19 protein-coding genes are annotated in these 18,452 nt (G+C 69.7%); 6 read left to right on the forward strand and 13 right to left on the reverse strand.

The window, feature by feature from the left end:
- Positions 1 to 60: 60 nt before the first annotated feature.
- The 5 genes from Q0Q47_RS17540 to Q0Q47_RS17560 all read left to right on the forward strand — a co-directional run bounded on the left by Q0Q47_RS17540 (position 61) and on the right by Q0Q47_RS17560 (position 6,499).
- Positions 61 to 1,479, forward strand: coding sequence for a circularly permuted type 2 ATP-grasp protein (locus Q0Q47_RS17540; protein WP_293862666.1), 1,419 nt, complete (start codon positions 61 to 63; stop codon positions 1,477 to 1,479).
- Complete coding sequence (locus tag Q0Q47_RS17545; protein WP_293862668.1) at positions 1,472 to 2,413, forward strand: alpha-E domain-containing protein; 942 nt, start codon at positions 1,472 to 1,474, stop codon at positions 2,411 to 2,413. Before Q0Q47_RS17540 ends, Q0Q47_RS17545 begins: the two co-directional genes overlap by 8 nt.
- Positions 2,414 to 2,471: 58 nt before the next feature.
- Entirely contained in the window at positions 2,472 to 3,284 is an 813-nt protein-coding gene (locus Q0Q47_RS17550) for a transglutaminase family protein (RefSeq protein ID WP_293862670.1), read from the forward strand.
- A gap of 122 nt (positions 3,285 to 3,406) precedes the next feature.
- Positions 3,407 to 4,162 carry a peptidase gene (locus Q0Q47_RS17555; protein WP_293862672.1) on the forward strand — a complete coding sequence of 252 codons (756 nt, stop codon included), beginning with the start codon at positions 3,407 to 3,409 and terminating at the stop codon, positions 4,160 to 4,162.
- Positions 4,163 to 4,267: 105 nt separating this feature from the next.
- The gene (locus tag Q0Q47_RS17560; RefSeq protein ID WP_293862674.1) at positions 4,268 to 6,499 is read left to right on the forward strand and encodes an EAL domain-containing protein; all 2,232 of its coding nucleotides are present in this window, start codon (positions 4,268 to 4,270) and stop codon (positions 6,497 to 6,499) included.
- Between the two features lie 223 nt (positions 6,500 to 6,722).
- Here the strand turns inward: Q0Q47_RS17560 and Q0Q47_RS17565 are convergent, their stop codons facing one another.
- From Q0Q47_RS17565 to Q0Q47_RS17595, 7 genes are all read right to left on the reverse strand, one after another.
- A complete protein-coding gene (locus Q0Q47_RS17565) occupies positions 6,723 to 7,325 on the reverse strand; it encodes an exopolysaccharide biosynthesis protein (RefSeq protein ID WP_293862676.1) in 603 nt (200 codons plus the stop codon).
- A 100-nt stretch (positions 7,326 to 7,425) separates the two neighbouring features.
- Positions 7,426 to 8,184, reverse strand: coding sequence for an ABC transporter ATP-binding protein (locus Q0Q47_RS17570; RefSeq protein WP_293862678.1), 759 nt, complete (start codon positions 8,182 to 8,184; stop codon positions 7,426 to 7,428).
- 1 nt (position 8,185) lies between these two features.
- Positions 8,186 to 8,953 carry an ABC transporter permease gene (locus tag Q0Q47_RS17575; RefSeq protein ID WP_293862680.1) on the reverse strand — a complete coding sequence of 256 codons (768 nt, stop codon included), beginning with the start codon at positions 8,951 to 8,953 and terminating at the stop codon, positions 8,186 to 8,188.
- Positions 8,954 to 9,004: 51 nt separating this feature from the next.
- On the reverse strand, positions 9,005 to 10,024 hold the full coding sequence (locus Q0Q47_RS17580) for an ABC transporter substrate-binding protein (RefSeq protein WP_293862682.1): 1,020 nt from the start codon (positions 10,022 to 10,024) through the stop codon (positions 9,005 to 9,007).
- Between the two features lie 200 nt (positions 10,025 to 10,224).
- Positions 10,225 to 10,494, reverse strand: coding sequence for an usg protein (locus Q0Q47_RS17585; protein WP_293862684.1), 270 nt, complete (start codon positions 10,492 to 10,494; stop codon positions 10,225 to 10,227).
- Between the two features lie 252 nt (positions 10,495 to 10,746).
- Positions 10,747 to 12,273 carry a cryptochrome/photolyase family protein gene (locus Q0Q47_RS17590; protein WP_293862686.1) on the reverse strand — a complete coding sequence of 509 codons (1,527 nt, stop codon included), beginning with the start codon at positions 12,271 to 12,273 and terminating at the stop codon, positions 10,747 to 10,749.
- 8 nt (positions 12,274 to 12,281) lie between these two features.
- A complete protein-coding gene (locus tag Q0Q47_RS17595; RefSeq protein ID WP_293862750.1) occupies positions 12,282 to 13,034 on the reverse strand; it encodes an SDR family oxidoreductase in 753 nt (250 codons plus the stop codon).
- Positions 13,035 to 13,137: 103 nt separating this feature from the next.
- Here Q0Q47_RS17595 and Q0Q47_RS17600 point away from each other — a divergent pair, with 103 nt between their 5' ends.
- Entirely contained in the window at positions 13,138 to 13,290 is a 153-nt protein-coding gene (locus Q0Q47_RS17600) for a DUF2256 domain-containing protein (RefSeq protein WP_293862688.1), read from the forward strand.
- 30 nt (positions 13,291 to 13,320) lie between these two features.
- On the opposite strand, the gene Q0Q47_RS31165 is transcribed toward Q0Q47_RS17600, so the two are convergent.
- The 6 genes from Q0Q47_RS31165 to Q0Q47_RS17625 form a co-directional block, all read right to left on the reverse strand.
- Positions 13,321 to 13,929, reverse strand: a complete 609-nt coding sequence (locus tag Q0Q47_RS31165) for an NTP transferase domain-containing protein (protein WP_367278261.1) — start codon at positions 13,927 to 13,929, stop codon at positions 13,321 to 13,323.
- A complete protein-coding gene (locus Q0Q47_RS31170; protein ID WP_367278262.1) occupies positions 13,929 to 14,945 on the reverse strand; it encodes a molybdopterin-binding protein in 1,017 nt (338 codons plus the stop codon). The genes Q0Q47_RS31165 and Q0Q47_RS31170 overlap by 1 nt, the downstream gene beginning before the upstream one ends.
- A 9-nt stretch (positions 14,946 to 14,954) precedes the next feature.
- On the reverse strand, positions 14,955 to 15,662 hold the full coding sequence (locus tag Q0Q47_RS17610; RefSeq protein ID WP_293862690.1) for an XdhC family protein: 708 nt from the start codon (positions 15,660 to 15,662) through the stop codon (positions 14,955 to 14,957).
- A 45-nt stretch (positions 15,663 to 15,707) separates the two neighbouring features.
- Positions 15,708 to 16,031: an XdhC family protein gene (locus Q0Q47_RS17615; RefSeq protein WP_293862692.1), complete on the reverse strand. Its 324-nt coding sequence runs from the start codon at positions 16,029 to 16,031 to the stop codon at positions 15,708 to 15,710.
- A gap of 145 nt (positions 16,032 to 16,176) precedes the next feature.
- Positions 16,177 to 17,427, reverse strand: a complete 1,251-nt coding sequence (locus Q0Q47_RS17620) for a VWA domain-containing protein (RefSeq protein ID WP_293862694.1) — start codon at positions 17,425 to 17,427, stop codon at positions 16,177 to 16,179.
- A gap of 4 nt (positions 17,428 to 17,431) precedes the next feature.
- Entirely contained in the window at positions 17,432 to 18,358 is a 927-nt protein-coding gene (locus tag Q0Q47_RS17625) for a MoxR family ATPase (RefSeq protein WP_293862696.1), read from the reverse strand.
- Between the last annotated feature and the right edge of the window lie 94 nt (positions 18,359 to 18,452).

Consider the following 18,452-nt stretch of genomic DNA (forward strand, 5'->3'; position numbering starts at 1 on the left):
CGGTTAGCTTGACCATGGAACCGGTATCGTGAACCCGCGAACCGGCTGAGGGGGACCTGAATGGCGTCGGCGTTCGACGAAATGAATGGCACGGGGGGATCCGTCCGCGAGGCCTATGAAGGGCTGAAGCGATGGCTCGACACCGTGCCGGCCGATCACATCGCCTTGCGGCGCAGCCAGGCTGAACTGTTCTTCCGCCGCATCGGCATCACCTTCGCGGTCTACGGAGATGCCGAGGCCACGGAGCGCCTGATCCCCTTCGACATCATTCCGCGCGTCATCACCAAGCCCGAGTGGCAGAAGCTGGAGAAGGGTCTCGTCCAACGGGTGACCGCCCTCAACGCCTTCCTGGCCGACGTCTACGGCCCGCGCGAGTGCCTGAAGGCGGGCGTCATCCCCGAGGACCTCGTCTACCGCAACCCGGGCTTCCGGCCCGAGATGGCGGGCCGCAAGGTTCCGCACGACATCTACGTGCACATCGCGGGCATCGACATCGTCCGCGTCGACCAGGACGACTTCTACGTCCTCGAGGACAATGCCCGCACGCCGTCCGGGGTCTCCTACATGCTGGAGAACCGCGAGGTGATGATGCGGCTCTTCCCGGAGCTGTTCGCCGATCACCGCGTGGCGCCGGTCGAGAACTACCCCGACAGCCTGCTCGCCACGCTGCGCTCGGTGGCGCCGAACTCGGCCTCGCGCGATCCGGTGTGCGTGCTGCTGACCCCCGGCCAGTTCAACTCCGCCTTCTACGAACACTCGTTCCTGGCCGACAAGCTCGGCATCGAGCTCGTCGAAGGCTCGGATCTCTTCGTGCGCGACGACATCGTCTACATGCGCACGACGCAGGGGCCCAAGCGCGTCGACGTCATCTACCGGCGCATCGACGACGACTTCCTGGATCCCCTCGCCTTCCGCCCGGACTCGATCCTCGGCGTGCCCGGCCTCATGAGCGCCTACCAGTCGGGCAACGTGACGCTGGCCAACGCGGTGGGCACGGGCGTGGCGGACGACAAGGCCGTCTACACCTACATGCCGGAGATCATCCGCTTCTTCACCGGCGAGGAGCCGATCCTCAAGAACGTGCCGACCTGGCGCTGCCGCGAGAAAGAGGCCCTCAGCTACGTGATGGACCACCTGCCCGAACTGGTGGTGAAGGAGGTCAGCGGCTCCGGCGGCTACGGCATGCTGGTCGGACCGCACGCCTCGCGCCAGCAGATCGAGGAGTTCCGCCGCAAGCTGAAGCAGGCGCCGGACGGCTTTATCGCCCAGCCGACGCTGGCGCTCTCCACCTGCCCCACCTTCGTGGCCTCGGGCGTCGCGCCCCGCCACGTCGACCTGCGGCCGTTCGTGCTGTCGGGCTCCGACAAGGTGCGCATCGTGCCCGGCGGGCTCACCCGCGTGGCGCTGAAGGAAGGCTCGCTCGTCGTCAATTCCAGCCAGGGCGGCGGCACGAAAGACACCTGGGTGCTCGATGCTTAGCCGCACTGCCGACAACCTCTACTGGGTGTCCCGCTACGTGGAGCGGGCCGAGTTCATCGCGCGGGTGCTCGACGCAACGCAGCGGCTGTCGACCCTGCCCGCCGCCTATGGCGGCGTGGGCAACGAATGGCGGACGGCGCTGCTGACGGTGGGCGCCAGCGAGGCCTACGACGAGAGCTTCACGGAGGTGAACGAGCGCAACGTCACCACCTTCCTGGCCTTCTCCTCGGACAACCGGTCCTCGATCCGCAGCTGCATCGAGATCGCCCGCCAGAACGCCCGCGCCGTGCGCACCGCGATCACGGCGGAGATGTGGGAGGCCATCAACGGCGCCTACCTGGAACTGCGCAAATACGACAGCGTCAGCATGAGCCGGGAACAGACCGGCCGGTTCCTGGAGTGGGTGAAGTCGGTGTCGCTCGCCTTCGACGGCTCCGCCTACCGCTCGATGCTGCGCAGCGACAGCTACTGGTTCTCGCGCCTGGGCGTCTACATCGAGCGCGCCGACAACACGGCCCGCATCCTGGACGTCAAGTACCACCTGCTGCTGCCGGAATCGGAGCGGGTCGGCAGCAGCCTCGACTATTTCCAGTGGTCGACGATCCTGCGCGAGGTGTCCGCGCTGACGGCCTATCACTGGGTCTACCGCGAGAGCCTGAAGCCCTGGCTCGTGGCCGACCTGCTGATCCTGAATCGCCAGATGCCGCGCTCGCTGGCGTCGTCCTACGAGAACATCGTGCGCTTCCTCGACGATCTCGGCCAGCGCTACGGGCGGCAGGGCGTGTCGCAGCGCCTGTCGCGCAGCATCCTGACGCGGCTGGAGAACACCACCATCAACGAGGTGTTCAAGACCGGCCTGCACGAGTTCATCGACAACTTCATCGTCGACAACAACAAGCTGGGCTCCGCCATCACGGACCAGTATCTGGTGTGACGACCCGGCCGGCTGCGCCCTCCCCGGTCGCCGCCGGCCCGCTCCGCAAGGCTCTTCGATGCGCATCCACGTCTCGCACCAGACCACCTACGACTACGCGCTGCCGGCGAAGTCCCTGATCCAGACTTTGCGGCTGACGCCCAGGAACCACGACGGCCAGTTCGTGGTGCACTGGCGCATCGACGTGGACCTGGACAGCCGGCTGAAGCCGGGCGAGGACGCGTTCGGCAACGTGACCCACCTGCTCAGCGTCGGGGGACCTCTGACCCGGCTCGTCGTCACGGTGGACGGCGAGGTCCAGACCCACGACACGGCGGGCATCGTGCGCGGCACGGTGGAGCGCTTCCCACCCCCGCTCTTCCTGCGCGACACGCCGCTGACCACCGCCGACGACGCGGTGCGCGCGCTGGCCGACGACGTCGCCGGCGCGTCGGGCCCGGAAGCGCTGTCGCGCCTGCACGGGCTGATGGCCAAGGTCGGCGACACGCTCGCCATCGCCGCCGACGGCCCGCAGGAGGCCGCACAGGCCCTCGCCGAAGGGAGGGCCGACAGCGCCGGTCACGCGCACCTCTTCGTCGCGGCGGCCCGCCACCTGGGCATTCCCGCCCGGACGATCAGCGGCTACCTGTGGCAGGAGGTCCCCGGCGCGGGCTCCGGCGTCCATTTCTGGTCCGAGGCCCATGTGGAGGGTCTCGGCTGGGTCGCCTTCGACACCGCCAACCGCACCTGCCCGTCCACCGCCCATGTGCGGGTCGCCATGGGGCTGGACTGCGCCGGCGCCGCTCCCGTTCGCGGGTCCCACCACGGCGGTGGCGACGAAAGGCAGGCCAGCGCGGTGCGCGTCATGGCCCAGAGCCAGAGCCAGAACTGAGACGGTCCGCGGGGCCGCGCGCGCAACGGCGTAAACGCGCCGGAAAGTGCTTGTCCTGCAACGGTATCGCTGGCCGGTTCCACCGGCTATAACGGCGGCCATATGGAAGACGGGCAAACGCCATGACCTATTGTGCGGGCATCCTCGTGCGCGAGGGCCTCGTGATGATCGCCGACACCCGCACCAATGCGGGCCTCGACAACATCTCGACGTTTCGCAAGCTCCACGTGTTCGAGAAGCCCGGCGAGCGGATCATCGCGCTGGCCACGGCGGGCAACCTGTCGATCTCCCAATCGGTCGTGAGCTTCGTGTCCGAGGGAATCGAGAACCCCAACACCGGGGAGGTCGAGACGCTGTACGACGCGCCGTCCATGTTCCGGGCGGCGCAGCTCGTGGGCCGGGCGATCCACCGCGTGCGGGAGGTGGACGGGCGCAGCCTCGACGAGGCCGGTATCAAATTCGACGTGTCGATTCTGATCGGCGGGCAGATCAAGGGCAGCCCTGCGCGTCTCTTCATGATGTATGCCGCCGGCAACTTCATCGAATGCGGCGTCGAGACGCCCTATCTGCAGATCGGCGAACACAAATACGGCAAGCCCATCCTCGACCGCGCCGTCACCTTCAACACCAGCCTGGGCGATGCGCTCAAGCTCGGGCTGATTTCCATGGACTCGACGATGCGCTCGAATCTGGGGGTCGGCCTGCCCATCGACGTGGTGACCATGCGTCGCGACGCGCTGGAACCCGACCTTTTGCATCGAATCGAGGCCGGGGAGCCCTATTTTCACGACCTGCGCGAGCGCTGGTCGGCGGCGCTGCGGGCGGCCCACATCGCCATCCCGCCCCCGCCCTACAAGCCCCGCGACCCGGCGGACTGAAGTCGCTCAAACCTTCCCGCATCGTTCACGTTAAGGGTCAAGCGGCTGGTAACAGTTCCCGGCTTATCCCTGTGCGGTCGGGGATGACCCCGCCGGATTCCATGGATGACCTGGAGCCAGTCCCGAACGAGCCCCAGCTCCGCAACCGCGCGCATCGTGTGGCCGGTCGCGGCCGTGTTGCTGTCGCTCCTGGCTCTGGCGGTCGGCGGACTGGTCTGGACCGGCCAGCGCACCAATGAGCTGGCCGCCGACCAGCAGCTCGCCACGCTGAGCGCATCCCTCGACACGGAAAAGCGGCAGACGCTGCAGCGCTTCGCGCGGGTCGTCGGCACGCCCGCGGCCGTCACGGCACTCACCCACCCCATTTCGCCCCGCGCGGCCCAGGCGGCCATCGGCGAGCCCCTGGAGCAGGTGCTGGGCTTCGAAGCCAGCTTCGTGGTCACGCCGGAGAACATCGTGGTCACGGGCCGCGCCGGCGCGGAGCCGGCCGACCAGCGACGGTTCGACGCGCGGCTGCACCTGCTGGCCCCCGCACTCGCCGAGCTGCGCGACAAGCTCGGACAACTCGCGCTGCGCCGCGACCCGATCTTCACCTCCGGGGCCGATCCGGCGACGGTCGCGCGCAAGGCAGGCGTGTCCCGCCTGGCCTTCGACGGCGGGATGCTCCGGATCCTGGTGGCGGTGCCGATGCTCGGCGAGCAGGACGATCCGACGGGCGGCCTCGTCGCGGTCGGCATCCGCCCGCTTTCGCTCGCGTCGCTGCGCGAGGACATCCTGCGCGGCAACTATGCCGACCTGCACATCGAGGAGGTCACCGCCGGCGGCCCCATCGCGCCCTGGGCGCTGCCCGTGCTGGATGGGCAGAGCATGATGCGCGCGACGCTCGTGTGGCGCCCGGTCCGGCCGGGCGACCAGGTGCTCGAGCGCGTGCTGCCCTCCATCGTCATCGCCCTCCTGGCCATCGGGCTGTTCTCGGCCTTCATGTTCGCCCATGTGCGTTTCGTGACGACCGATCTCGTCAACCGGGAGGCGCGGGCCACGCACCTCGCCCTGCACGACCCGCTTTCGGGCCTGCCCAACCGCAGCCTCTTCGCGGCCCGGCTCGACGCGGCGCTGGCCCGCCTTGACGACCACACCGACGGCGTCGCCGTGCTGTTCATCGATCTCGACCGGTTCAAGGACGTCAACGACACGCATGGTCACGAGGCCGGCGACGTGCTGCTGCGCATCGTGGCGCGCCGGCTCACGGACGCGCTGCGCGGGGCCGATCTCCTGGCCCGGTTCGGCGGCGACGAGTTCGCGATCATGCAGACGCATGTCCGCTCGGCCCATGACTGCGCCGCCCTGGCCCATCGAATCCTGGAGGCGATGCGCGAGCCCTTCGACGTCGGCGCCGCCAACGTGATGGTGGGCGCGACCATCGGCATCGCGATCGCGCCGGAGAACGGGCGCGAGCGCGACACGCTGATGAAGCTCGCCGACCAGGCGCTCTACCGGGCCAAGAACGACGGCCGCAACCGCTACGCCTTCTTCCAGATCGGCATGGACCACGCCCTGATCATGCGCCAGGCCGTGGACGAGGACCTCGCCGCGGCCATCGCCGCCAACGAACTGAGGGTCCACTACCAGCCGCAATACTCGCCCGACGGGCGCACGATCCTGGGCGTCGAGGCCCTGGTGCGCTGGCCCCATCCCGTGCACGGCATGATCCCGCCCTCCACCTTCGTGCCGATGGCCGAGGAACGGGGCCTCATCACCCAGCTCAGCGAATGGGTGCTGCGCCAGGCCTGCCGCGACGGCCGGCATTGGCCCGGCATCAGCGTCGCCGTGAACGTGTCGCCCATCCAGTTCCGTCAGGCCGACTTCGTGGCGCGCACGGCGCACATCGTGGACGAGGAGGGCATGGATCCGACCCGGGTGGAGCTGGAACTGACCGAGGGCGTCATCGTCGACGACGCCGACGTGGCCGAGCACGCCATGGTGGAGCTGCGCTCGCTCGGCTTCCGCTTCGCCCTGGACGATTTCGGGACCGGCTATTCCTCGCTGATCTACCTGCGGCGCTTCGCCTTCGACAAGATCAAGATCGATCGGTCCTTCCTGGAGGCCATGGAGACGACCGGCGAAAGCGCGATCCTCGTGCACTCCGTCGTCCATCTCGGCCGGGCTCTCGGCCTGACGGTGACCGCCGAAGGCGTGGAAACGGCCGAGCAGCAGCGCTTCCTGCAGGCCGTGGGCTGCCACCAGCTCCAGGGCTACCTGCTCAGCAGGCCCCTCCCAGCCGCCGAGATCGACGCGATGCTCGGCGTCGCCCGCAGCGCCGAACGGCTGTCCGCCTGAGGCTCACGGCGCGCTGCATCTGACGTCGCGAGCGCGCGACCACCCCTCCGCCGTCCTGCCCGGGCCTGGCCCGGGCAACCACGACTCTGCCGGGGCCACGCGTCAGTCGTGGGTGGCCGGGCCAGGCCCGGCCATGACGCGGAGAGGGAGGTGCCAGCTGGACCACCGAAAGGGCCACAAGCTCTGAGCAGCGGCCGAAAGCGCGTGTGCCGAGGGCTGAGCGTCAGAAGATCGCCGTCGCGCTGGCCACGAGCGCGATCACGAAGCCCAGCGACAGACTGGTGCCGAAAGCCCCGATGCACAGGCCGCCGATGACGACATAGCCGTCCCGCTCGACGAGGCCGATGCCGACGAGCGCGATGGCGATCCCGAGCGGGATCTGGCCAATGAACGGCGCGGCGAAGATCAGCGCCATGCTGAAGGCGAGCAGCGCGATGGCGATGAGCCGCAGCGCCAGGGACGAGGCGAGCACGAGGAATCGCGGGCGCGCGACGCGCTCCAGCGAGCGCAGCCACGGCACCGCGCGTTCGGCCGCCTTCTCCACGTCCTTGCGCGCCAGGGTGCGGTCGAGGAGGGTCTTGGGCAGCCACGGCGCGGGCATGCCGAGGAAGATCTGCAGGGCGACGAAGCACAGGAGCAGGCCGCAGATCAGCGGGATGGGCGGCGGCATGGGCAGGCAATTGGGCAGCGCCAGCACCACGATGAGCAGGGCGTGCGCGCGCTCGCCGAGCGCGCCGACGATGCTGCGCACGGTCACGCGGTCGCCCGTCGCATCGCGAACGAGGCCGGCCAGAAGGTCGGAAGTACGAGACGCAGCCGCCGGCATGGGTACCAGAACGTCATCCTCACTGGCCCCGGGCGGGACCGGCGCTTTGCATAACGCACAGGATCAATGCGGCCAAGCCGTGTCGATGCCGTGACGGCGATCAGAGTGCGGCGGATTCCGCGGCGAGTTCGGCCCGCAGGGCCTGGGCAGCCTCCCGCAGCAGAGCATCCCCGCGCTTGCGCGGACGCGGCAGGACGATGGACTGGCTGACCTGCAGCATCCCCGGCGTACCCGCCAGCCCGATCACGCGATCGGCCAGATACACGGCTTCCTCGATATCGTGGGTGACGAACAGGACCGTCTTGCCGGTCTCCACGGCGATGCGCTGCAACTCATCCTGCAACGTCTCGCGCGTCATGGCGTCGAGCGCGCTGAAGGGTTCGTCCATGAGCAGGATCTCGGGATCGACTGCCAGGGCGCGCGCCAGCGCGACACGCTGACGCTGCCCGCCGGAAAGCTCGTGGGGATAGCGATCGCCGTAGGCGGCGAGGCCGACGAGGGTGAGCGCCGCATCCGCCCTCGCCCGGCGCGCCTCGGCGTTCATGGACGAGCGCTCGAGGCCGAACGAGACGTTGGAGCGCACCTTGCGCCAGGGCAGCAGCCGGCCGTCCTGGAAGACGAGGCCCACCGGGAGCACGCAGTCGGGCGCGGGCGGCGCCACGGCGACCGAGCCCGCGGTCGGGCGCGCCAGGCCGGCGATGACGCGCAGCAGGGTGGACTTGCCCACCCCGGAGGGGCCGACGATCGCGACGAACTCGCCGCGGTTGACGGTGAGGTCGAGGCCACGCAGGACCTCGGTCGCGCGCCCGTCGCGCGTGAAGGTGAGCCCGATGCCGGTGAGGGTGACGGCGGCCGTCATGTCAGGCCTTCCACGCGAGAACACGGTTCTGGACGATCACGAAGACCGTGTCGACGAGGCCGTAGAGGGCGGCCATGGTGATCATGTAGACGACCACGATGTCGGTCGCGAGCAGGCTGGAGGCCTGCATCATGCGCTGGCCCAACCCCGCCACGCCGAAGATCTCCGCCGCGACGACGGCCATCCAGGCCTGGCCCAGCGCCGTGCGCAGCCCGGCCAGGATGCCCGGCGCGGCGGCCGGTAGCACGATCTTCACGAGCTTCTGCGGCATGGACCGGAAGCCGTAGGCGTCGGCGACCTCCAGGAGGTCGCGGTCCACGGCCCGAACCGCCGAGAGCGTGGCGAAGTAGCAGATCCAGAACACGCCCACGCCGACGATGAACACGGCCGCTGCCGTCGACACGCCGAACCAGATGATGGCGAAGGGCACCCAGGCGAGGCCGGGGATGGGGCGCAGCAGGCGCACGACCCACGACACGCTCTCCTCGGCCACCCGGCTCTGGCCCGTCATGAGGCCGCTGGCGATCCCCAGGGCGGCCCCGAGCACGAGACCGCCGAGGTAGTGGCCCAGGCTGTTCTGGATGGAGGACAACCAGAAGCCCGACCGGAGTTCCTTGAGGAACGCGGGAGGGATGTCGGAGGGCGCGGGCAGGAAGGCCCGGGGCACGAGCCCCGTGACCACGGCCGCCTGCCACAGCATCAGGAACACCGCCAGGCCGGCGGCGCCGAGGGCCAGGGGACGCCCGGCGCGCAGGGTGAGCCGAGCCATGTCAGGCGCCGGCGGCCAGAACGGGGGATCCGCTCGAGACGTGGTGAGGCTTCAAGACTTGGGTGCCTTCTGGAAGAAGGACGGGTCGAACAGGCCCTCCAGCGGATACTCCTTGTCGAGCGACCCGAGCTTCACCTGGTAGGCCTGCATGGCGCGGGTCGCATCGACGATCCGGTTGGGATCGGCCGTGAACTTGCTGGCCGGCGAGGTGAGCGCGGCCTTGATCGTGGCCGTGTCCACGATGCCCTTGCCGAGCACCGCCTCGATGTGCGGGGCGACGCGGTCGGGGTTGGCCTTGATCAGGTCGACGGCCTTGACCGTCATGTCGACGAGGGCCTGGGCCACCGGCCGCTCCTTGTCGACGAGTGCCCCCGTCAGGGCCACGACGGTGCCGGGCTGGTTGGGGAACATCTCGCCGCCCAGCGCCACGAGCTTCTGGCGCGGGTCGCGCTGGGTCACGATGGTCACCGCCGGCTCGCGAATGACGGCGCCGTCGACGGCCCCCGTGAGCAGGGCCTGCTGCGTCGCGTCGATGCCCATCGGCACCACCTCGGCGTCGGCCTTGTCGGCCTTCGCCACCTCCCACAGCCAGTGCTGCATGGTGGTGTTGGGCACGGAGCCGGCGGGCTGCGTGGCGAGCTTGGCCGCCTTGCCGGTGTCCTTGCGGAAGGCCGCCAGCGCCTGGGCCGCCGGCACACCCGGCTTGAAGTACGGCGCGAGCTTCGGGCCCGCCGCCATGACGAGCTCCTCGACCGCGGTGGTGGCGACGACGCGGATGTCGATGCCCTTGGCGCGGGCGACGGCGAGCGGCGCGACACCGGCGACGTAGACGTCCAGCGTGCCCGAGGCGAGCGCCTGGATCATGTTGGGCCCGGACTCGAAGGTCACGAACTTCAGCTCCAGCCCGGCTTCCTTGGCCCAGCCTTCCCTGTCGAGAACGATGATGGGAGCGGCAGCGAGGATCGGGATGATCCCCACGCGCAGCGTGCGGGCGGCCATGGCGGCACGCGGAAGGGTCGCGATGGCGGGCGCCGCGAGGGCGGCTGCGGCAAAGGCACGGCGCGTGATCATGGTGTCTCCGGCTCGGTCCCGCGCAAACGGTCGGGCCCCTGTTCGGTTGCCGGATGTAGCCGTCGCCACGCTAAAAAACAAGACGACGCGTGTTTTTTCATATTTTACATTTGTATATGTTTTTTGTGCCTCCGGTCAGAGTCGTGCGAACGGCGCGCGCGACACCGCGGCCAGCTCCGAGGGCCTGGGCGTGTGGGGGTCTAGTGGAGCCGGAACTCGCTGCCGTGCAGCCGCAGTTCGGCCGGACGGATGAGCTTGGCGTGGGCCACCTCCACCGAGTGGAGCGCTCCTTCGAGCGATGTCTGCCAGAACGACAGGAAGCCGTTGAGCACGGGGAAGTCGGGGGCGACGTCGTAGTCCTGCCAGACGTAGCTCTGCAGCAGGACAGGGTGATCGGGAAGCCGATAGAGGATCTTGGCCGTGGTCAAGCCATAGCCGTTGAGCTGTTTGATGAAGTCGGGGGAGACCATGGAACCTCCTTCTCTCACCAGAGAGAGCCCGAAGCCCCTGCCCCGAGCCTTCCCGGAGAACCTGTCACGACCAAGATGGTTCACGATCTCACGGGAATTGTAAATTCCCTTTGAATCACAGGAGACTAGCAGCAGGAGCGGGAGAGTGCTGACAGGCGCAGGGGGCGCCCTGAGACGCTTCCTCGCTCCCTCCACGTCCTGCCCGGGCTCAGCCCGGGCAGGACGTGGAGAGGACGAGGCAAACAGAAAAATTCAGATCCCCAGCCGCTCGAACACGGCCTGGGCGTCGCGGCGGATCTCGTCCCGCCTTTCAGGCTTCATCCCGGCCAGCGTGCGGTACGGCATCGCCATGCGCGGGTTGCGGGCCAGGCGCTGCTCGTTCTCGAGCAGGAAGTTCCAGTAGAGCGGGTTGAAGGGGCAGGCCTTCGGGCCGGACTTCACGGCGGGGTCGTAGCGGCATCCGCCGCAGTAGTCGGACATCCGGTCGATATAGGCCCCCGACGCCGCATAGGGTTTCGACGCGAGCAGTCCGCCGTCGGCGAACAGCACCATGCCGTGGGTGTTGGGCAGTTCGACCCAGTCGTAGGCGTCGGCGTAGACCGCGAGGTACCACTCCTCGAGCTGTCGCGGCTCGACGCCGGCGAGCAGCGCGAAATTGCCGGTGACCATGAGGCGCTGAATGTGGTGCGCATAGGCGTGGCGGCGGGTGTCGGCCACGGTCTGCGCGAGGCAGTTCATGTCCGTCTCGCCGGACCAGTAGAACCAGGGCAGGTTCCGCCTGGCTTCGAGCGCGTTGGTCTGCGCATAGGCCGGCATGCGCAGCCAGTAGATGCCGCGGACATATTCGCGCCAGCCGAGGATCTGGCGGATGAAGCCCTCGGCCGCGTTCAGCGGGACCGTTCCGGCCTTCCACGCCGCCTCCGCGGCGGCGCAGACCTCCTGCGCGGTCAGCAGGCCGAGGTTCAGGGCGGGCGACAGGAGGGCGTGGAACAGGAACGCCTCGCCCGTCTTCATCGCGTCCTGGTAGTCGCCGAAGAGCGGCAGAGCATCCGTGACGAAATGGTCCAACGCCTCCAGCGCCTGCTCCCGGGTCACCGGCCAGCCGAAGGGCTCCAGATCGCCGAAGTGACCGGCAAAGCGCCGCGCCACGAGGTCGAGCACCTCGCGCGTCATGGCATCGGCCTCGAAGCGCACCCGCCGCGGCGGGTGCACGTTCGCCGGCAGGCGCTTGCGGTTGTCGTGGTCGAAGTTCCACTGGCCGCCGGCGGGCTCCTCCCCGTCCATCAGCAAGCCGGTCGAGCGCCGCATCTCGCGGTAGAAGAACTCCATCCTGTACTGCTTGCGCCCCTCGGCCCAGCGGGCGAAGGCCGCACGGGAGCACAGGAAGCGAGCGTCGTCGCGGATGTGCACCGGCAGGCCGAGGAGCTCCCGCCAGTCCTGCATGGCCTCCAGCACGCGCCATTCGCCCGGCTCGGTGACCATGATCGCCTCGGGCCGCCACCGCTCCACCGCACGGGCCAGCTCGCCGCCGAAGCTCCCGGTGTTGTCGGGATCGTCCAGGCGCACATAGTCCACGCGAAGGCCTTCCGCCCGGAGCTCCTCGGCGAAGTGCCGCATGGCGGAGAGGATCAGCGCGATCTTCTGCTTGTGGTGGCCGACATAGGTCGTCTCCTGCGCGACCTCGACCATCAGCACGACGTCGGCCTCGGGATCGAGCCCGTCGAGCGAGCTGATCGAGCGGGTGAGCTGGTCGCCGAGGATGAAACGCAGGACTCCCATGCGCTCGTTCAGCCCTTGGTGCGCAGCGTCGAGCGCCCGCCATCGACGCCGATGACCTGCCCCGTGATCCAGCCGGACCCCGGCGACAGGAGGAGCGCGGCGAGCGGCGCGACGTCGTCGGGCTCGCCCAGCCGCGGCAGCGCGTGCATCTGGGCGATGGCGCCCGCCATGCTCTCGTTGCCGGTGAGCGGGCTCGCCAGCGGGGTGCGGGTGAGCGACGGCGCGATCGCGTTCACCCGGATGCGCGGCGCGAGTTCGGCGCCGAGCGCCAGCACGAGCCCCTCCACCGCGCCCTTCGCCATGGAGACGGAGGCGTGGGCCGAAAAGCCCTGGCTAGCGGCGACCGTCGAGAACAGCAGCACCGATGCCGTGCCCTCGGCCTTGCGCAGGGCCGGCAGGGCCTCGCGCACGGCGCGGGCCGCACCGAGCGCGTTGATCCGGAAGTCGCGCTCGAAATCCGCGTCCTCCAGCCGGCCCAGCGGCTTGAGATTGATGGTGCCGACCGCGTAGCAAAGCCCCTGGAGCGCGCCGCCGCCCGCCTCGGCCGCCGCCGCCAGGGCCGCCCGCACCGCTGCCGCGTCCTCCACGTCGGCGACGCTCGAGCCGCAGCCGAGCTCGGATGCGAGAGCCGACAGGCGTGCCCCGTCCCGGGCCACCAGGTGCACCGCCTGCCCCTGTGCCACGAGCGCCCGCGCGATGCCCGCGCCGATGCCGCCCGTTCCGCCGAAGATCACCACAGGTGCTGCCACGCCACTCTCCATCAGTCCCAGGAGGTGGGGCACCTAGCGGCGGCCCCGCCCGGTTCAAGCGCTGCGGCGGATCATCGGCCGTGAACCGGTGTCGCACCCGGCGCGTAGCAGGTGCATGCCCAAGATGCGCAAGAAGTCCGACCTGCCCATCAAGACCTGCCCGACCTGTGCCCGGCCTTTCGCCTGGCGCAAGAAATGGGAGCGCGTGTGGGACGAGGTGAAGTACTGCTCGGACCGGTGCCGAGGAGACGCGAAGCGGACCCGGTGAGACCCGTCCCGGTTCGGCATAGCGACGCGTTCAGGGCCTCGCCCTCAGCGCCTCCAGCGCCTCGGGCGTGTCGATGTCGGTGCTCACGGCGTCCTCGCCGATCGGCACCTCGATGACCTTGTCCTTGTGGGCCTGCAGGAGCTTGCGGGCGCCGGCATCGCCTTCGAGGGTCGCGACCTCGGCGAAAAGCGCCCGGGCCAGGATGACGGGGTTGCCCCATTCGCCGTCGTGCACCGGCACGGCGGCGATGCCGCCGGGCTCGGCTTCGAAGGCGGCCGCCAGGCGCCGGACGTGGACGGGACGCACCAGCGGCATGTCGCCGAGCATCACGACGGCGGCGTCGACGTCCTCCGGCAGCGCGGCGATGCCCGCGCGCAGCGAGGTGGAGAGGCCCTCGGCGAAGGCCGGGTTCTCGATCACGGTGACGTCGAGGCCGTCGAGGCAGGCGCACACCTCGTCCCGCTCGTGGCCGCACACGACCAGGACGGGGCTCGCCCCGGTCTCCAGCGCGGCCTCGGCGACGCGGCGCACGAGCGCCTTGCCGTCATAGTCGGCCGTCAGCTTGTTGGTGGCGCCCATGCGGGTCGAGCGGCCGGCGGCGAGCACCACGGCGGCAATCCCGGCCAGTTGCGAACGCATCAGTCGTCCTCCGCTTGCGGGGTGGCCCTTGGGTGCCCGCGCTGCACGATCTCCATCAGCAATCCGCCGACGCCGAGCCGCATGATGTCGGCGCGCGTCACGGGCAGGCCGGCGAGCAGCCGCTGGAGCACCCAGTCGAAGCCGTTCTCCTTGGGGCTGCGCGCGCAACCGGGCGCCCCCAGCACGGGCCTGCCGCCGAGAGAGCCCACGAGCAGCAGGTTGCCGGGATCCACCGGCATGCCGAAATGCTCGACCCGACCGCCGGCGGCCTCGATCGCCGCGGGGATGACGTCGCGCCGGTCGGTGATCGCCGAGGCGCCGAAGACCACCATCAGGTCGACCTCGCTGCGGGCGAGCGCCTCGAGCGCACCGGTCAGCGCGCCGGCCTCATGGGGCACCTCGGTGTCGGAGACGATCTTCGCGCCGGCGGGCCCCAGGCGTCCCTGCAAGACGCCGATGGTCTTGCGCACCACGGTGGGCTTGAGCCCCGGCAGCAGCGTGGAGACCACTCCCACCCTGAGCGGATGGAACGGAGCCACCCGGATCGTCGCCGGCCCGGCGGCTTCGAGCGCCCGGGCCAGCAGCGCCTCGGGCACGGCGAAGGGGATGATCTTCACGGTGCCGATCATCTCGCCCTCCTCGACCGCCTTCCAGGCGGCCAGGGTGGCGAAGGTGAGGGCCTCGTCGACCGTGTTGATGCGATCCACCGCCGCGCCGTCCACGACCAGCACGCCGGCCGTCTCCGCGAAGAGGTTGCTGCGTCCCGTCGCCGGCTTTTCGACGCGCACGCCCTCCCCGGCCACGGCCCTGGCGAGCCGGCCGGCCGCCTCGTCCTCGGCCACGTCGCCGGCATCGAAGTGAACGACCACGACCCGGTCGAGCCCGGCCGCGCGCAGCTTGGCCACCTCCGCCGGCCCGATGAGGGTGCCCTTCTTCACGGCGCCCTCGGGCAGGCGCACGGAGTGGACGGCGATGCCGCCCAGGGCCTCCTCCAGCACAACCGCTCCGAAGCGCATGGGATCTCCTCAGGCCGCCGTCCGCTTGGCACCCGTGGCGGGATCGAGCCGCAGCGCGGCGGTGATCTCGCCCAGAATCGACAACGCGATCTCGGCCGGGCTGATGGCGCCGATGTTTAGGCCGATCGGCGCCTTGATCCGGCCGATCTGCTCGGGCGTGAAGCCGGCTTCCGCCAGGCGCTCGACCCGCTTGCCGTGCGTCTTCCGCGAGCCCAGCGCCCCCACGTAGAAGCAGTCGGAGGCGAGAGCCATCCGCAGGCCCGGATCGTCGATCTTGGGATCGTGGGTGAGAGCCACGAAGGCGGTGTAGCGGTCGATGCCGAGCGTCGGGATGACCACGTCCGGCCATTCGGCGTGCAGGGCCACGTCGGGAAAGCGCTCGGGCGTGGCGAAGGCTGTGCGCGGGTCGACGACGATGACGTCGAAGCCGAGGATCTTCGCCATCGGCGCGAGCGCCTGGGAGATGTGCACCGCGCCGGTCACGAGGATCCGCACCGGCGGCACCTGCACGGTGAGGAAGAGTTCGCCCTCCGGCGTCTCGGCCATGCCGCTGCGCCCCGTCCGCAGCCGGTCGCGCAGGAGGTCCGCCAGGGGATCCGCGCCGACGTCGGCCTCCTTCACCAGGCGCTGCGCGCCCGTGGACGGGTTGGTGACGAGCACCGTGGCGCGCCGGGCGGTGCGCTCGGCGTTCATGGCGGAGAGCAGGCTCAGGTCCATCGAAGGCCCCTCATGTCAGCTTTGGAACCGGCGGCGGGCCACCGGTCAGGACACCTTCTCGACGAGCACCTTGATGCGCCCGCCGCAGGACAGGCCCACGCGCCAGGCGGTCTCGTCCGCGACGCCGAACTCGAGCATGCGTGATCCGCCGCTCTCGATCACGTCCATGGCCTCCGTCACCACCGCGCCCTCGACGCAGCCGCCCGAGACCGATCCCAGGAAGTTGCCCTCCTCGTCGATGACGAGGTGGCTGCCCACGGGCCGCGGCGCCGAGCCCCAGGTCTCGACAACGGTGGCGATGGCGACGCCCTTGCCGTCGCGGCGCCAGGACTCGGCCCTGTTGAGGATGTCGTCGTCGGTCGAAAGCATGTTTGCCTCCATCGTTCCTGAAGGAGCGGGTAGCGAATGGCGAGGAGCGAACGGGGGTGTCGGGATGGGCCCGCGTCCCTCCTCGCTATTCGCCATTCGCTACTCGCCTCTTTCCACAATGCTCATCATCGAGCACCGAAACCACCTACGCCACCCGCTTCAGCCACTTCCGCGGATCGGCATCGGCGGAGCCTTCCTCGCCGAGCGCCTTCACCAGCGCGTCCATGGACTGAAGATTGTGAATGGGGCGGAATTCGTCCACATGCGGCAGCATCATGCGGATGCCCTGCGCCTTGGCCTCGAAGCCGCCGAAGCGCAGCAGCGGGTTCAGCCAGACGAGGCGGCGCGTGGACCGGTGCAGGCGGTCCATCTCCACGGCGAGCTCGTCGTTGCCGTCCCGCTCCAGCCCATCGGTGAACAGAAGCACCACCGCGCCCTGCCCCAGCACCCGGCGGGACCATTGCCGGTTGAAACCGTGCAGGCAGGTGGCGATGCGCGTGCCGCCGGACCAGTCCTGGACCTGCGAGGAGCACAGGGCCAGCGCCTCGTCGGGGTCGCGGCTGCGCAGTGCCCGGCTGACATTGGTGAGCCGGGTGCCGAACAGGAAGGTGTGCACCCGCCGCCGCGCGTCCGTGAGCGCGTGGAGGAAGTGCAGGAAGAGGCGCGTGTAGTCCGCCATCGAGCCGGAGATGTCGCACAGCGCTACCAGCGGCGGGTGCCTGGTCTCGCGCTCCTGGTAGGCGAGATCGATGACGGCCCCGCCCGCCCGCAGCGAGCGGCGGAACGAGCGGCGCGGGTCGACGCGCTTGCCGTGGATCGACGGCGTCATGCGGCGCGTCAGGATGCGGTCGTCCGGCAGGCGCAGGCGCGCGATGGCGCGCTGGGCCTTGGCGATCTCCTCCGCCGACATCTGGGCGAAGTCCTTCGACTGCAGGATCTCGCGCTCGGACACCGTGAGGCGGGCGGAGAACTCGGTCTCCTCCTCCTTGCGCTCCTCCTCGCGCCGGCTCTGCTTCAGCAGCGCCTCGGCGGCGCGCAGCGCGCCGGCGTCGGGCTTCTTCGGCTCTTCCTTCACGCCCGGCGAATGCGGCGACAACGTCGCGATGATCTTCTCGATTAGCGCCTTGCGCCGCCAGAAGATGCGGAAGGCCTGCTCGAACACGTCCGAGTGCTCGTGCTTCTTCACGAAGACGGCGTGGAGCGTCCAGTAGAAGTCCGCCCTGGTGCCGACCCGCGCCGTCTCGACCGCGGCGATCGCGTCGAGCACGGCGCCGGGCCCGACAGGCAGCCCCGCCTCGCGCAGCGCGCGGGCGAAATAGGCGATGTTCTCGGCGAGCCGGCCGTCGCCGGTCGGCTCCAGAGGATCGCGCTCTGCAGGATCGCTGCCGGGGCTCATGCGCTCAGCCGGCGCGGCGTGAGGGAGAGGCCTCCGCCTTGATCTGGTCGATCAGCACCTTGGCGGCGGAACCCTGCATCTTCTGGATGTCGTCCTGGTACTTGAGGAGGACGCCCAGCGTGTCGGAGACCATGGCCGGATCCAGCGCCAGCGCATCGAGCTCGACGAGTGCGGCGGCCCAGTCGAGCGTCTCGGCCACGCCCGGGACCTTGAACAGGTCCTGCGAGCGGATCGCCTGGACGAAGCCGACGATCTCCTTCGACAGACGCTCGGGTGCCTTCGGCGCCTTGGCGCGCAGGATGGCGAGTTCGCGGGCCGTGTCGGGGTAGTCCACCCAGTGATAGAGGCAGCGGCGCTTCAGCGCGTCGTGGATCTCGCGGGTGCGGTTCGACGTCACGATGACGATCGGCGGCTGCTCGGCCTTCACCGTGCCGAGTTCCGGAATCGTGACCTGGTTGTCGCTGAGGATCTCGAGAAGGAAGGCCTCGAAGGCCTCGTCCGTGCGGTCGAGTTCGTCGATGAGCAGGATCGGCGCACCGGCGGGATCGGGAGCCAGCGCCTGCAGCAGCGGCCGCTTCACGAGGTAGCGCTCGGAGAAGAGATCCCCCTCCAGCCGGGTGCGGTCCACCGCGCCCTCGGCCTCGGCGAGGCGGATCGCCATCATCTGGCCGGCATAGTTCCACTCGTAGACCGCCGAGGCGACGTCCAGGCCCTCGTAGCACTGCAGGCGGATGAGCTTGCGCCCGAGCGTCTGGGCCAGAACCTTGGCGATCTCGGTCTTGCCGACCCCCGCCTCCCCTTCCAACAGGATCGGCCGGCCCATGCGCAGGGCCAGGAACACGACGGTGGCGAGCGCGCGGTCGGCGACGTACTGGCCGCCGGCGAGCAGGCTCACGGTCTCGTCGATCGAGGTGGGAAGGGCAACGGCCATGGAGGGTCTTTCGGAAGAGCGGTCAGGTTGCCGGAGAGTAGCGCCGGTACGCCTGGGGGCAAAACACAGATAAAGACGGACAAGGCCGGGACAA

Source organism: uncultured Alsobacter sp. (genome assembly GCF_945952055.1).
In the GTDB taxonomy this organism is placed as follows: domain Bacteria; phylum Pseudomonadota; class Alphaproteobacteria; order Rhizobiales; family Beijerinckiaceae; genus Alsobacter.

What these genes read in the sequence shown, in the direction of transcription:
- Q0Q47_RS17540 (WP_293862666.1), top strand. Translation starts at nt 61, where the DNA reads ATGGCGTCGGCGTTCGACGAAATGAATGGCACGGGGGGATCCGTCCGC.
- Q0Q47_RS17545 (WP_293862668.1), top strand. Translation starts at nt 1,472, where the DNA reads ATGCTTAGCCGCACTGCCGACAACCTCTACTGGGTGTCCCGCTACGTG.
- Q0Q47_RS17550 (WP_293862670.1), top strand. Translation starts at nt 2,472, where the DNA reads ATGCGCATCCACGTCTCGCACCAGACCACCTACGACTACGCGCTGCCG.
- Q0Q47_RS17555 (WP_293862672.1), top strand. Translation starts at nt 3,407, where the DNA reads ATGACCTATTGTGCGGGCATCCTCGTGCGCGAGGGCCTCGTGATGATC.
- Q0Q47_RS17560 (WP_293862674.1), top strand. Translation starts at nt 4,268, where the DNA reads ATGACCTGGAGCCAGTCCCGAACGAGCCCCAGCTCCGCAACCGCGCGC.
- Q0Q47_RS17565 (WP_293862676.1), bottom strand. Translation starts at nt 7,325, where the DNA reads ATGCCGGCGGCTGCGTCTCGTACTTCCGACCTTCTGGCCGGCCTCGTT.
- Q0Q47_RS17570 (WP_293862678.1), bottom strand. Translation starts at nt 8,184, where the DNA reads ATGACGGCCGCCGTCACCCTCACCGGCATCGGGCTCACCTTCACGCGC.
- Q0Q47_RS17575 (WP_293862680.1), bottom strand. Translation starts at nt 8,953, where the DNA reads ATGGCTCGGCTCACCCTGCGCGCCGGGCGTCCCCTGGCCCTCGGCGCC.
- Q0Q47_RS17580 (WP_293862682.1), bottom strand. Translation starts at nt 10,024, where the DNA reads ATGATCACGCGCCGTGCCTTTGCCGCAGCCGCCCTCGCGGCGCCCGCC.
- Q0Q47_RS17585 (WP_293862684.1), bottom strand. Translation starts at nt 10,494, where the DNA reads ATGGTCTCCCCCGACTTCATCAAACAGCTCAACGGCTATGGCTTGACC.
- Q0Q47_RS17590 (WP_293862686.1), bottom strand. Translation starts at nt 12,273, where the DNA reads ATGGGAGTCCTGCGTTTCATCCTCGGCGACCAGCTCACCCGCTCGATC.
- Q0Q47_RS17595 (WP_293862750.1), bottom strand. Translation starts at nt 13,034, where the DNA reads ATGGAGAGTGGCGTGGCAGCACCTGTGGTGATCTTCGGCGGAACGGGC.
- Q0Q47_RS17600 (WP_293862688.1), top strand. Translation starts at nt 13,138, where the DNA reads ATGCCCAAGATGCGCAAGAAGTCCGACCTGCCCATCAAGACCTGCCCG.
- Q0Q47_RS31165 (WP_367278261.1), bottom strand. Translation starts at nt 13,929, where the DNA reads ATGCGTTCGCAACTGGCCGGGATTGCCGCCGTGGTGCTCGCCGCCGGC.
- Q0Q47_RS31170 (WP_367278262.1), bottom strand. Translation starts at nt 14,945, where the DNA reads ATGCGCTTCGGAGCGGTTGTGCTGGAGGAGGCCCTGGGCGGCATCGCC.
- Q0Q47_RS17610 (WP_293862690.1), bottom strand. Translation starts at nt 15,662, where the DNA reads ATGGACCTGAGCCTGCTCTCCGCCATGAACGCCGAGCGCACCGCCCGG.
- Q0Q47_RS17615 (WP_293862692.1), bottom strand. Translation starts at nt 16,031, where the DNA reads ATGCTTTCGACCGACGACGACATCCTCAACAGGGCCGAGTCCTGGCGC.
- Q0Q47_RS17620 (WP_293862694.1), bottom strand. Translation starts at nt 17,427, where the DNA reads ATGAGCCCCGGCAGCGATCCTGCAGAGCGCGATCCTCTGGAGCCGACC.
- Q0Q47_RS17625 (WP_293862696.1), bottom strand. Translation starts at nt 18,358, where the DNA reads ATGGCCGTTGCCCTTCCCACCTCGATCGACGAGACCGTGAGCCTGCTC.